Here is a 13,379-nt window from a genome sequence, read left to right on the forward strand (position 1 = left end):
AAGGTTACATAATGACCTTAACGTCTGCTGCTGTGGCAATGGCATCAGTGATCGCGGTATCAATGTCATCACGGCGAGTAAGCGCTACACCTAAGCGACGACGACCATCGATTTCAGGCTTACCAAAAAGGCGCACTTGTGTTTGTGGACGCGATAACGCTGCTGCAAGGTTATCAAAACGAATATTAGTCGATACGCCTTCAGCAAGAATAACCGCAGAAGCAGATGGACCATAATGAATAATTTGCTCAATCGGCAAGCCTAAGAAAGCGCGAACATGGAGCGCAAATTCAGATAACTGCTGCGATATTAGAGTCACCATACCAGTATCGTGTGGACGTGGAGAAACTTCACTAAACAGCACAGTGTCACCTTTAACAAACAGCTCGACACCAAATAACCCGTAACCCCCTAATTCATTCACAACCTTTTGAGCAACGTCCTCAGCCGCTTGTAGAGCAGCAGCAGACATTTGCTGTGGCTGCCATGATTCACGGTAATCACCATCTTGCTGGCGATGACCAATTGGAGCACAGAAATGGACACCATCAACAGCACGTACGGTTAGCAGTGTAATTTCATAATCAAAATCAACAAAGCCTTCCACAATCACACGCCCGGCACCCGCACGACCGCCTTCTTGCGCATAATGCCAAGCTGATTCAATATCGGCGGCGGTTTTGATCACGCTCTGACCTTTACCTGATGAACTCATGATGGGTTTAACTACGCATGGCATACCTACACGGTGAACAGAGGCTTCAAAATCGGCGTATTGATCTGAGAACTCGTAAGGGGAGGTTGGAATCGCTAATGTTTCAGCGGCTAGACGACGAATACCTTCACGGTTCATGGTTAGCTTAGTTGCATTCGCAGTTGGTACAACGTTGACACCTTGGTTTTCAAGTTCAACCAGAGTATCAGTTGCAATCGCTTCAATCTCAGGCACCACAAAATGGGGTTTTTCTAGTGCAATTATGCGTTTTAGAGCATTACCATCGAGCATATCAATCACATGGCTACGGTGAGCAACCTGCATTGCCGGTGCGTTCTCATAACGATCAACAGCAATGACTTCAAGCCCCAGGCGCTGACACTCAATAGCAACTTCTTTACCTAACTCACCAGAGCCAAGCAGTAATACACGGGTTGCATCAGAACAAGTAGCTGTACCAAACATTGATATTCCTTACGATTAATCATTAAAGGTGAAATCTGAAACCAATAATACCTTATTTTTATGTTTGCGCAATCGTTTGCTTTTTGATCTGGTTAAGACTTGAGCATCGCTCTGAATAAAAAAATGAATAAAAAAATGAATAAAAAAACCGCTTATTATAAGCGGTTTTAAAAAGGTTATTTTTTGCGATTTTCCCAGTGGGTAATAAAGGCGACCGAGAGAATAATTATCGCTGCGCCTAGCCAGAGCCGACCAGGAGGCGCCCAGCCAAACACCAACCAGCCACCTAATACGTTTAGCGGTAATTTGGCATGGTCAAATGGTTGTACAAACGAAGCATCAGCCACGGCATAAGCTTTTGCAATCGCCCATTGTGCTAAACCTGTTAGTAGGCCTGCTAGAATGAGCAGCCACCAGCTAAAGCTCACGGTTGGCATCGTAAAATCAGGGGCAGCTAACAGAAGGTTAAACGGCGTCATTAAAATAAGCAGGTACATCACGATAGTGGTTGGAGATTCATGACTCGATTGCTTTTTCACCATCAAAGAATAAGCCGCCCAGAACAATGCCGCCCCAACAGGCAATAAGGTTGCGATATTAAAATCTTCCGACCATGGCTCAAGAATGATCATCGCACCAGCAAATCCAGCTAGAGTCGCAAACCAGCGTGCTTTACCTACGGTTTCTTTAAGAATTAGCCCAGAACCAATAGTGGCAAATAGCGGTGAAATCATCAGCAACGCAATACCTTGCCAAATAGGTACCGGATAGGCCAAGGCCCATAGCCATAATTGAATGCCAATAACCGCAAAAAACACCCGTAAACAGTGTAACCAAAAGTGATTTGTTCTAAGCGATTGGCGAATACCGAGAGTACGTAGCCACGGCAGCATCGCGATCAGCGCAATGAAATATTGGATCAAAGCAACAGAGGTTGAAGGAACACCCATTTTGATACTAAGGTACTGAGCTAAACTGTTCACGATAGCAAACGCGAGTCCAGCTGTGAGCATCCATGCTGCGCCTTGCAAAGGATTGTGTGTTTGAGACATTGTCATTGGCTTCTAATAATAAGGTGGCAAGATGATACGCTTTTGATGTTTGATAGCCAACATTGTTCAAGTTTAGCTAACAAAAAACCGCCACGAAGGCGGTTTTTAAGTGTTTTTTAAACAATTGTCAGCTTAATAAGCAACATAGGTTAATTGCATATCAGGGTTCAGTGCTTCCAATAATGCTTGAGTACGCGCAAGCTGGCTTATTTTGCTTTCAGCACTTTCGACTAAAGCCGCTTCGACAATTTCAGAAAGCGGGTAGTTAGACATGTTCATATTAATCAATGCAACTTGCAGCGGTGGCAGGCTTGGGTTAAATGCTGCGTTTTCTGCATACATACCTTCAAACACACGACCGTCTTGAGCTTTTAATGCTACGCCACTGAAGTTTTTAGAATATGGCGCATGTGAACGGTTGGCCGCTTTACAAGCAGTAACAACCAATGCTGCATCTTCTTCGATATTAATACCGTTATCAATGTCACTTAATAAGCCATCTTTAATGCCTAAATCAAGTGGGCCAAATGAATCTGGTAAATATTGCTGTAATGTCATTGGTTCACGTTGTGGCAACTGAATGATCATATCGTTAGCTGAAGTTAATTCATTCATAAACTGACGACAGTGACCACATGGGCTGTAATTGATAGTGACATCTTTAATGCCTACTTCGCCCTTGATCCATGCATGGCTAATGGCTGACTGCTCGGCATGAATAGTACAACCCATACTCGCGTTTTCAAATTCCATGTTGGCACCAAAGTATAAGCGACCAGATGTACCACGCACTATCGCGCCAACATAGAAATTAGAAATAGGGACAACAGCATAAGAAGCAGCAATAGGAAGGAGAGCCAAGCGAAGTTCAGTATCAGTCATTTGAGTCGTTGATAATAAAAGTTCGAATTGCTCAGGACTAATTGTGGAATCGAAATCTGAAGCTTCAATAATAGGCTTTAACGCTGACGCCAATTCAGCAGGTAATAAGCTTAATGCTTTTATAACACGTGCGTGCATTGGGTGTTACTCCTTCATTGTTGATGGCAAAACATTCTATGTGAATCATATTCCATTGGAAGTGATCTTGATCACATTGTTGGTTTTGCCATTACACCTATTACATTTGTGAGAGAGGCGTCACACTTGTTATTGCAATCAACAATGCAATATTTCAATAGCTTAGCGAAAATCAATCACATTGATCAATTTGTGCTCAGTTGCAGGGTGATTGCAAGATTTGCGATCAAGCATGACCAAACAAGCGCAATAACAATGGGAACATCACCGGTGCTAATAAAGTTGTCATAATACCGCAAATCACCAACGCTAATGAGCTAAATGCCCCTTCTTGATAGTTTTCTTCCACCGCTTTTGCTGTGCCTAAGGCGTGTGAAACCGTACCAATCGATAAGCCTTTTGCTAAAGGATGCTTAACGCGAAACAGTTTCATGATTGGGTAGCCTAAAACCGCGCCAAATAAGCCGACAATAATGACCATCGCAGAAGTAATTGCTGGAATACCGCCAATTTGTTGAGAAGCCGCCATCGCCAGTGGAGTTGTGATCGATTTCGGTAAAATACTCGCAGCTAGTTGCGCATCAGCACCCATAGAAAATGCAATTGCAGTACCAAATGTCATCGATAATACGCTACCGACAAAACATGAGGTCAAAATTGTTTTCCACTTACTGCGAATTAAACCAATTTGTTGGTATAGCGGAAACGCCAATGCTACAACCGCAGGGCCCAATAAATAGTTAATCACTTCATTTTGGGCAAAATAAGTTTGGTAAGGCACTGCTAGCCACTTCAGCGCGACGATCATCACAATAAGCGTGATTAAAAGGGGGTTAAAAAAAGGGCTTTTTATTTTCATTGCTAGATAGCGTGCAGAATAGAAGCACACTAAGGTTGCCACTAACCAGATCATGAGTCTTTTTCCTTATGGTGTACCGCCAAGCCAATCACTATTAATACTATAATGGTGCTTCCAAGGGTGCTGGCAAAAATGATTGCCGCATTGTTTTCAATTACCCCTAAGTAATTCATTAAACCCACACCCACAGGCACAAATAACAATGCCATGTGTTTAATTAATAAATTACAGGTACTTTCCACCCACTCAGCACGGCAAATGCCAGTGACAAGGCTGAAAAAGAGGATAAATAAACCGATGATACTGCCTGGAACTGGTAATCCAGAATAGTGTTGAATGGCTTGTCCTAAAAAGAAACAAATCATAACGATAGCAAATGAGCGTATATAATTCATGGAGATTACAACTCTAAAATATTTAATTTATCATACAAATAAACATGATGATTGTCACACTAATTTTTTACGATTAATGAACTATATTTGTTTTGGTTTATAAAACAACCATCAATGTTATTGAGTTGTCATAATCCACCAGCCAACCAGTAGTATAAAACTAATTATCACAACTGTTGTAATGATAGTGTATTTTATGTTAATTGCTTGATGTAAAGGTTTTTTTTGCTTTTTATTGTTGATGATTGGCCAAGGAGAAGTGGATTTTAAGGCTGGTGTTTCTCTGCGGACAGCGGTGGTATTTGGTAACGATACGCGAAAGCCATAGCTTGGAATTATATAAATAGGAATGGCCATTTTTCCGTTGCGGAGTAATTTTTTTGACAGTGATAGTAATAAAATATTGAGATCGTATTGGTGATCGCCGCTTTCTTCATAGGCATTGGGGTAGGTAAAGGTATAACGGTATATTGATTCGGTGCTAACCACTTCGCCCGCGAGATAACACAATGAAGCTAAAAAGCGCGATTCGTCATCAGTTAATAGGGTTTGTTGATTATCATGCCAGCGAAGGAGCCTATTTTCAGGAATGAAATCAATACCTTCAAAGCGATAACACTTTGCTGCTGTTTTCGTCGTCATTATTCCACCTGCCTGTAAACGCCTCAAACACAACATCATTCGATAGCATTAAGTGTTGACCTAATAACGATAATCATCAAATTGCGGTTCTTATTAATAATAAAAAAGCCTGTCATAACAGTAATATGACAGGCTTAATGTGCACTTAATAATTATAAGGTAATGAATTACATCAACTTATTAATATAATCATAGAGTGACTTCATGATCTTCATTTTGTGTTCATTAGATTGGCAATCAAGCGCTACCGCTTCAAAGTTTTCCATATATTTGCCCATGTTTTCTTCAAAGAAATCTTGGCAATGGTGCTTCCAACGTTGTTGTTCTTGATAGGTTAGCGTTAAAGGATAATTACGGGCACGATAGCGGAACAATAGCGGCTTAATACGCTCGTCATCGACATTAATTTCCAAGGTTGCCAATGCATCAACCGCTGTTTCACGAATAATATCCATCGTCGAACGATCAGCTGTCGAGAAGAAGCCGTCGTAAAGCATGGTATCAACGTTGCCATTATTGGCGTATTCACGTTTAACACTGAACATTTCAACCAGTTTTTCACGCACTTCTGGATGCTGCTTTAATAACGCTAAATGTTTAAGGCATAACTCGCGATCAATGCCTAATCGAGCCGCATCTTCTGCTTTAAGGGTTTTTGCGGGCGCAAGTACAGGGCACTTATTCAAATGCACTTCTTTGATTGGCACTGGTAGTTCATCTGGGCCAAGATCTATTCGCTTAGTGTATAAACGCTCACGCAGTTGCTCGGCATCAAGCTCAATTAATGGGGTTGGATCTTGGGCAAGGTTAACGCAGATCACCGCATTTTTATTATCAGGATGCCATGCCAGCGGCACAATCCAGCTAGTATTGCCACACTCAGTACCAAACATACCTGAGATATGCACTAGCGGTGTTAGCTCGACAATATCAATCAAGTTTTGCAATTGACGCTTATTACGCAAGTTAAACAAGTAGTCAAATAGCTTAGGTTGGTTTTGTTTTAAAATCTTTGCCAGCTCAATAGTGGCATACACATCTGCCATTGCATCATGGGCATTGGCGTGTTCAATACCATTAGCAATCGAGAGTTTCTCAAGCTTAAAGCTCGGACGGCCTTCATCGTCAGTCGGCCAGTTAAGCCCATCAGGACGCAATGCATAACAGGTACGCATAATGTCTAATAGATCCCAGCGCGAGTTACCATTTTGCCATGCCCAACCGTAAGGATCATAAAAGTTACGGTATAACGTATAACGGGTCACTTCATCATCAAAGCGAACATTGTTGTAACCAATCACGCAGGTATTCGGCTTTGATAGCTCAGCATGAATTTGCGCAATAAACTCAGGCTCTGATAAACCTTTCTCCATCGCTTCTTGGGGGGTGATACCCGTAATTAAACAGGCTTCAGGCGAGGGAAGGTAATCGGCTGGTGGCTTACAATAGATCACCAAAGGCTCACCGATAATGTTCATTTCCATATCGGTACGCACCCCTGCAAACTGGCAAGGGCGATCATTTGCTGGACTGGCACCAAAGGTTTCGTAATCAATCCAGTATAAGCTTGGTTCGTTGGTTTTTTTCATAGTTTTCCCAAAAGCCGTTGGCTCAATATCAAGTTACTGCAATCTATGACACGCTGCATCACAACTTAATATTATCTTAAAGCAATACGTTATAAGGCTAAGTATCCCGTAACTAACCTAATAGAGGCAAGTTTTTAGGGAAAATAAAGCCTTCCAGTTCGTCATTCCCTACAGTGAATGCCCAACTCCCCGTCATTCCCTACAATGAATGCCCGCGAGGGCGATAGGGAATCTACTATTCGCGTGTGGTGGTAAAGCGTTATTGTCGGCAGAAGAACAATTGGCGGTAGTGGGGTTATGTTGGCATGAATCGCCAGTAGGGTGGTTGGTACTGTTTGTTGAAGGGCTAAGAGATGTTCATGCACTTAAACAACTGCAAATAGCGACCAGAGGTGAAACATTACGATTAATGGAAGATTGGCGCGGTGTGTATCCTGAAAAGGCGTTAACAGCGTTATGTGCAACGGCAATTGCTGAAGCTACGCAACAGAACGGCCAAGTGTGTCCTGAGTGTAATGGTAGTGCCATTGTAGTTGATAAAAATCGTAATCGTTGTAAGTGCCAATGTTGTAAAGCGGGTCGTATTGTATGGTCTCAAGAAACCCGTTTTGCCTATTTTGCTCAGGTTCTGCCTGTAACTTATAGTCGCTTTAAGCGTTATAACGTGGTGTTGAATCAGTTGGTGTTGTGGTTGGTGGAAAATAGGTCTACGGCAGTGATGGCGATGGAAGGGCTGGTTGAGAGGGAAAGTAGTGGCATTACTGTATAAAAAGTGACATTTAATATAATGAGATATAGATCAGTAATTTAAGTTGAATTGTTAAGTATACTAAAAAGAATTTACTCAATCTATTTAGTATGCGTATTTATGCCTATATCACTTACTCCTTTTCAACCAAATGAACTTTGTCATGGGAACTTTTGGACTGTAGTTGATGAAGATCAACTTGCGAACTATATAGCTCGCATAGCACTAGGACATTCAAGACATATTAGTAAGATTTTACAAAAACTTAGTGGTAGATCTCCTTCGATTAATAATCAGGAGTCAGCGATAGCGTTGTTATATGTTCCTTTAGGTAGTGATCCATGGCATCGTGATGGGTGGATTTTTCAAGTAATGTCATGGATTGCAGCATATAAAGAAAATCCAAACAGTGTGCTAGCTACTCCTCATATGATTCATGCACATAAAGGTCTAGATGGACTGCAGATCAAACTGGATAAATCAGGAAAAGTAAAGGCAGCAATAATATTTGAAGATAAAGCGACAGATAACCCTAGGAATATGATACGAAGCAATGTATGGCCAGAATTTAAAAAATTCGAAGATGGTATACAAGAAAATGTGATTATTTCAGAAGTTATTTCTTTATTAGAGAAACAGCCAATGATTGATCCTGATGATGCTATCGATAATATCTTCTGGAAGGATATTAAGCATTATAGAGTAAGTATTACAATTAACGAAACTCATAATATTCCCGAAGGTTATAAAACATTATTTAAAGGTTACGAAGACGCAATTCCTGCATCTTTAGAAAAAAGAAAAGCAGAAGTATTTTATGTGAAAGAGCTTAGGAATTGGATGGATCAATTGGCAAATAAAGCTATTTTAAATGTAAAAGAATTGAGTGCTTGTCATGTTTGATATTGATACGGAAGAATTGATAATAAATGCACCAGATTTATCTGGTTTAGAAAGTAAAGCATTGCCAAAGTTGTTGACTAAAGCTTATGCACAAATTTCAGCGGCGAGAATAAGAGTTGGTAATATTGATGAGTTTGGCGGCGATACTGAGGAATTAGAAGGGGTAATTTCTGAAATTCAAAGGCTAGCTTTTACGAATGAAGCATATGTATCAACACTTAGAAATAAGAAAGATAGAGCTTCTGCTGCTTTTGTTGCTGGAACAGCACATCAATTATGTTATTTATCAAAATTAAATTCTAATTTAGAAAATAAAGTAACTAATATTAAGCCTAGATATATATCTTCAGAAGTATCAGCCGCTCTTTTATTCTTGATTGCAGAATCACCAGCTGATGCTGCAGAAGCATCAAAAGCAATAAAAATTGACACTCTTGATATTGTGGAAAAGAACTTATTACAGAGTATTAAGTTATTAATAACGGGTGAGTTAGGTAAGATTATTTCTTTAGTGGATTTAGAATATTGTATAGCTCCTTCGATAAAGAATGCTTCTGATGCATTGTATATCTCTATTTTAAAATCAATAAAAGATTTAGCTAGATTATTATTAGGTGAAATTTTTGAAGAAGATCCTATTGTAACATTAAAAAATGTAATTTCATTAAGCGAACAATCCATAGAAGGAATTGGTTGTGCGAAAAGCATTTTTTCTGGGCCTAGTTATTTAGCTAAATTATTATTATTAACAGCTGAATTTTTAATTCACTCAGCTGTCATTAATATTAATTCTCCTGATGGCATAATTAATGAAAACTGGTCTTCTGTGATGAGAAGTATCGCAAAGAGAAGACCATATTTATGGAGAAATCATCTAAAGTCAATTGAAGATGGTTATTTAAATATAGGGACATCTTCTGTTATCAGTTTTCCGACAGGTGCTGGAAAATCTACATTATGTGAGTTGAAAATTGCGGCTACTTTTTTAAACAATAAAAAAACAATATTTTTAGCGCCAACATTAGCATTAGTTGATCAGACCGCAAAATCATTAGAAATAGCTTTTCCTAATACAAAAATAGAAAAAGAGTCGGGTAGTGATATTTTTGAAAAATCAATGTTCGAATTACCTGCTATTTCAGTTATGACACCTGAAAGGTGTTTAGCATTAATGAGCTTTGAGCCATCTTGTGTTTCTGAGGTTGGACTTTTTATTTTTGATGAATGTCACTTACTTCATCCAAAAGAAAATGATAGAAGCAGAAGAGCAATCGACTCGATGCTTTGCTTATTAAACTTTAATAACTTATCGCCTTATTCAGATATTGTTTTATTATCAGCGATGATAAAAAATGGCTCAGAATTAGCAAGATGGATTGAGAGTATTACAAAAAGGTTATGTTTGTCTCTAGATTTGAATTGGAAACCTACTAGGCAATTAAGAGGCTGTGTTCTTTATCGAAAAGATGAAATATCATCTTTAGATGATATACTAATTGAAACTCGAAAAAATGTTTCGAATAAAAACTTCCCATCTTTAAAAAAAGATTTGCTTTCTGTAACGCCTTACGGCTTCTTTTGTTTAAATCACTCATGGTTATCTAATTCTAGAGGTGATTATACATTACTACCAATACTAAAAAATAAAGTAAATTTATCAACAGGTACTTCAAAAGATGGTAATTATAATTGGTATTTAACTCCAAATTCAAATCAAGTTGCTGCTGTTATTGCATCTCAAACAGCTACTCAAAACTTTAAAACATTAATATTTACACAATCAATAATTTTAGTTAACAGTGCTGTTAAAACGATTAATAAAGAATTAGATGAAATCAATTGTCATTTAACAATAGATGAAAAAACATTATTTGAATCAGCAAAAGAAGAACTAGGAGGAGAAGAGTTTTTATATATAAATATAAAAGATAATAATATGAATTCTCCTTCTATTTGCCATCATAGCCTTTTATTACCGGAAGAAAGGAAATTACATGAGTCATTATATAGGAGAAAAGATGGGCCTAATATACTTGTTGCTACCTCGACAATCTCACAGGGTATGAATTTACCTAGTGAAGTAGTTATAATTTCTGGGGATAAAAGATTTAATAGTGATGCAAATAAATTAGAACAATTAGAAGCCTATGAATTATTAAATGCAGCAGGTAGAGCAGGACGAGCGGGAGAAAACTCACAGGGAATCGTATTAATAATACCTAGTTCCGTAGTCAATTTTGATACTAAAAATAACAGAATTCATCAACATTGGGGGGAATTACAGAGTATTTTCTCTCAAGGAGATAAATGTTTAACTGTTGATGACCCAATAGAAAAAATAATTGATTCAATTCAAATGTCTAACAATGAACTATCTTCTCTTGAAAAGTATTTCATTCAAAGATTACCAGTTGAAAATGGAACTTTACTTTCAACAAGGAATTTAATTACAAGATCTTTTGGAGCATTTAAAGCTATTGAAAATAATAATTATAAATGGGTGGAATTACACACAGAGATGTTATTAAATTTGCAAGAGAAAGCTAAGGACCCTGAACAGGAGTTATCTTGGATTGATGAGTTATCTGCTATTTTTGGGACGCCTAAATATTTTATAACTGACTTGTCAAATGCTTTATCGGAAACGTTAGATTATACTGCAAATGTGATGAGATGGACTCGATGGTATATTAAATGGTTATCAAGTTATCCTGAGATTTTACCAAAGCTGATTAGAAAGGAAGCCCTTGAGTCAGTGCTTGGTAGCTCATATAAAAAAATTAATGATGAAAGAAAACAAGGCGAATATATAGTTGAACATGTTTTTAAATATCTATTTCAGTGGATGCAAGGTAATACCTTATCTGAGATTGAAATAGCTATTAACGGCTCTAAAAAATCAGATAAGTGTTCAATGTCTAGAAGTTTTGTTTTACGTTTACTTCCTGAATTATCATATATTTTTGCTATACCAGCTCAAGTATTAAGAGTGAATAAAAAATCAAAGAATGAGAATGTTGTTTTACCTATTGGTTTAGAATTTATGGGTGAATGTACAAAATATGGTTATGATGCTGTTGAGAAGTTAGCTTTAAAGCGGTTTTTATTAAAAAGCTATTCGAGAGTCAAAGTACATAAAGAATATCTTACTATTCAAGATAAAATGGTTCCATTATCTGCTAGTGATACTATGTCATCAGTATTAGAAAGAGTATCTAAAAGCTATACATTTAATTTTAATTAATTTTAAAATTTGATTAACTTTTATTCTATAAGTGGACAATATCCCCACATTACAGAACCTCACCTACTCGGTGGGGTTTTGTCGTTTTAGGATTCCATTAAATCCATAACCGTCCTTTGAGACGGTTTTTTTATGTCTGAAATTCGCCTATGAAAGACAGGACACCCATAACTTTCTCTTCATAAAACTGATAATTCTTACATTATTATCTAGGGCTGGTTATCGTCATGTTCTATTAGTAAATGCTCTCTTGATGGCAATAGGGAATCTCTTTCAGCAGGTTGAAATTTAAAATTTAAGATATGGCTGCCCAATGTTTTTTTAACTGTTCCTCATCAAGTTGGCTTAATCAAATTGAGTAAAACCTAGCTGAAACTTCTGCAGTCAATAATGCCTGGTGAAAAGGTAACAGCCGAGCGTTGTGATTTGTCTTGTTCGTGGGCGAGTACTTTGTTGAAGATGGTTTGGGAAAGAGGGTATTTAGCGAGAGGTAGCCATGTTCGAATGAAAGGTGGAGTTGAATTTATTTATTCGTCAGTGTGAGTTTGAATGAAAGTTAATAATAATGTTGATGTCATTATATGGATGAATAATAGTATTAGAGATGATGTTATTTTCGAAGGTGATATATGCCAACCCAAAAAGAAGAACAAAATAAAAATAAACGCTTTCCATTTAGTGAGGCAGTAAGAAAGACAGGACACCCATAAGTTACCCTTCATAAAACTGATAATTCTTAGATTATTATCTAGGGCTGGTTATCGTCATGTTCTAGTAGTAAATGCTCTCTCGATGGCAATAGGGAATCTCTTTCAGCAGGTTGAAATTTAAAATTTAAGATATGGCTGTCCAATGTTTTTTCTGTTTTTTTAACTGTTCCTCATCAAGTTGGCTTAATCAAATTGAGTAAAATCCAGCTGAAAGTTCTGCAGTCAATAATGCCTGGTGAAAAGGTAACAGCCGAGCGTTGTGAGTTGTCGAGTTCGTGGGCGAGTAGTTTGTTGAAGGCGGTTTGGGAAAGAGGGTATTTAGCGAGAGGTGTTGTGGTAAGAAAATGTGGTGGAATGGAGTTCACTTATCATTTTTTTAATACGTAATATGTTGAATATGTTTTTTGTTAACCATAAGATAAAAATTAAATATTATATTAGCAATGGATTAATGATGCACTCAGACATAATAAAATTCACTTTAGATGCTGTTAATGATATCGGTATTAATTCTGATTGGAGTACTGGTGAGTGGACCAGAAAAATAAAGAATGATTTATGCCGATTAGGTAAAGAGCAAGGCTTTTGGGTTTATGCATCTTCTTGTGATGAGTCTCATGAGGGAGAGTGGCTTTATGATATTACATGGCTAAATTATGATGGTGATTACATTAAAAATGTTGAGTTAGTTGTTGAATCTGAGTGGGATATTAAAGGGTTGAACTCTGATTTTCAAAAATTATTAATTGCTAGATCTCCTATGAAGTTATTTGTTTTTCAACAGGCTAATGAAGTGTCTGCAGATAGAATGATAGCTAACTTTATTAACCAAATTGAGGTTTTTAATATTAACAATCAATTTGTTAGTGGTGATAAATACATTTTTTCATGTTGGTTGTGGAGTGATTATAAGTTCTATCATAAAGAGATATCTTTATAACTTAGGTTCTTCTGTACGCTAAGAAAACTCAAACGAGTCAGACTCTCGGGAAATAAAAATTTTTTGGCTCTCTTAGCCACCACCACCGAGGTTGGTG

General features: G+C 37.7%; 11 protein-coding genes. 4 read left to right on the forward strand and 7 right to left on the reverse strand.

Annotated elements, in window-relative coordinates:
• Positions 1 to 4: 4 nt before the first annotated feature.
• The 7 genes from purT to sbcB all read right to left on the reverse strand — a co-directional run bounded on the left by purT (position 5) and on the right by sbcB (position 6,737).
• Positions 5 to 1,180 (reverse strand): formate-dependent phosphoribosylglycinamide formyltransferase, encoded by a 1,176-nt coding sequence (purT, locus tag G6R09_RS13075; RefSeq protein ID WP_163922927.1) that lies wholly within the window; start codon positions 1,178 to 1,180, stop codon positions 5 to 7.
• Positions 1,181 to 1,356: 176 nt separating this feature from the next.
• Positions 1,357 to 2,232: a DMT family transporter gene (locus tag G6R09_RS13080; protein WP_065168467.1), complete on the reverse strand. Its 876-nt coding sequence runs from the start codon at positions 2,230 to 2,232 to the stop codon at positions 1,357 to 1,359.
• Between the two features lie 132 nt (positions 2,233 to 2,364).
• Positions 2,365 to 3,252, reverse strand: a complete 888-nt coding sequence (cdd, locus tag G6R09_RS13085) for a cytidine deaminase (protein ID WP_065168466.1) — start codon at positions 3,250 to 3,252, stop codon at positions 2,365 to 2,367.
• 226 nt (positions 3,253 to 3,478) lie between these two features.
• On the reverse strand, positions 3,479 to 4,165 hold the full coding sequence (locus tag G6R09_RS13090) for a CidB/LrgB family autolysis modulator (RefSeq protein ID WP_163922929.1): 687 nt from the start codon (positions 4,163 to 4,165) through the stop codon (positions 3,479 to 3,481).
• The gene (locus G6R09_RS13095) at positions 4,162 to 4,506 is read right to left on the reverse strand and encodes a CidA/LrgA family protein (RefSeq protein ID WP_065168464.1); all 345 of its coding nucleotides are present in this window, start codon (positions 4,504 to 4,506) and stop codon (positions 4,162 to 4,164) included. The genes G6R09_RS13090 and G6R09_RS13095 overlap by 4 nt, the downstream gene beginning before the upstream one ends.
• A gap of 117 nt (positions 4,507 to 4,623) precedes the next feature.
• Positions 4,624 to 5,148, reverse strand: a complete 525-nt coding sequence (locus G6R09_RS13100; RefSeq protein ID WP_065176847.1) for a hypothetical protein — start codon at positions 5,146 to 5,148, stop codon at positions 4,624 to 4,626.
• Positions 5,149 to 5,315: 167 nt separating this feature from the next.
• Positions 5,316 to 6,737 (reverse strand): exodeoxyribonuclease I, encoded by a 1,422-nt coding sequence (gene sbcB, locus G6R09_RS13105; protein ID WP_163922932.1) that lies wholly within the window; start codon positions 6,735 to 6,737, stop codon positions 5,316 to 5,318.
• Between the two features lie 262 nt (positions 6,738 to 6,999).
• Here sbcB and G6R09_RS13110 point away from each other — a divergent pair, with 262 nt between their 5' ends.
• The 4 genes from G6R09_RS13110 (at position 7,000) to G6R09_RS13125 (ending at position 13,282) form a co-directional block, all read left to right on the forward strand.
• A complete protein-coding gene (locus G6R09_RS13110; RefSeq protein WP_240345747.1) occupies positions 7,000 to 7,506 on the forward strand; it encodes a hypothetical protein in 507 nt (168 codons plus the stop codon).
• Positions 7,507 to 7,605: 99 nt separating this feature from the next.
• Positions 7,606 to 8,388: a hypothetical protein gene (locus tag G6R09_RS13115; RefSeq protein ID WP_163922937.1), complete on the forward strand. Its 783-nt coding sequence runs from the start codon at positions 7,606 to 7,608 to the stop codon at positions 8,386 to 8,388.
• Entirely contained in the window at positions 8,381 to 11,632 is a 3,252-nt protein-coding gene (locus G6R09_RS13120; protein ID WP_163922940.1) for a DEAD/DEAH box helicase, read from the forward strand. Before G6R09_RS13115 ends, G6R09_RS13120 begins: the two co-directional genes overlap by 8 nt.
• A 1,161-nt stretch (positions 11,633 to 12,793) precedes the next feature.
• Positions 12,794 to 13,282, forward strand: coding sequence for a hypothetical protein (locus tag G6R09_RS13125; protein ID WP_163922943.1), 489 nt, complete (start codon positions 12,794 to 12,796; stop codon positions 13,280 to 13,282).
• Positions 13,283 to 13,379: the final 97 nt, after the last annotated feature.

The sequence above is a fragment of the Photobacterium sp. Alg240-V54 genome, assembly GCF_900537155.1.
Lineage (GTDB): Bacteria > Pseudomonadota > Gammaproteobacteria > Enterobacterales > Vibrionaceae > Photobacterium.

Excerpts from the sequence above, each read along its gene's own strand:
- purT (WP_163922927.1), bottom strand. The coding sequence starts at position 1,180 with ATGTTTGGTACAGCTACTTGTTCTGATGCAACCCGTGTATTACTGCTT.
- G6R09_RS13080 (WP_065168467.1), bottom strand. The coding sequence starts at position 2,232 with ATGTCTCAAACACACAATCCTTTGCAAGGCGCAGCATGGATGCTCACA.
- cdd (WP_065168466.1), bottom strand. The coding sequence starts at position 3,252 with ATGCACGCACGTGTTATAAAAGCATTAAGCTTATTACCTGCTGAATTG.
- G6R09_RS13090 (WP_163922929.1), bottom strand. The coding sequence starts at position 4,165 with ATGATCTGGTTAGTGGCAACCTTAGTGTGCTTCTATTCTGCACGCTAT.
- G6R09_RS13095 (WP_065168464.1), bottom strand. The coding sequence starts at position 4,506 with ATGAATTATATACGCTCATTTGCTATCGTTATGATTTGTTTCTTTTTA.
- G6R09_RS13100 (WP_065176847.1), bottom strand. The coding sequence starts at position 5,148 with ATGACGACGAAAACAGCAGCAAAGTGTTATCGCTTTGAAGGTATTGAT.
- sbcB (WP_163922932.1), bottom strand. The coding sequence starts at position 6,737 with ATGAAAAAAACCAACGAACCAAGCTTATACTGGATTGATTACGAAACC.
- G6R09_RS13115 (WP_163922937.1), top strand. The coding sequence starts at position 7,606 with ATGCCTATATCACTTACTCCTTTTCAACCAAATGAACTTTGTCATGGG.
- G6R09_RS13120 (WP_163922940.1), top strand. The coding sequence starts at position 8,381 with ATGTTTGATATTGATACGGAAGAATTGATAATAAATGCACCAGATTTA.
- G6R09_RS13125 (WP_163922943.1), top strand. The coding sequence starts at position 12,794 with ATGATGCACTCAGACATAATAAAATTCACTTTAGATGCTGTTAATGAT.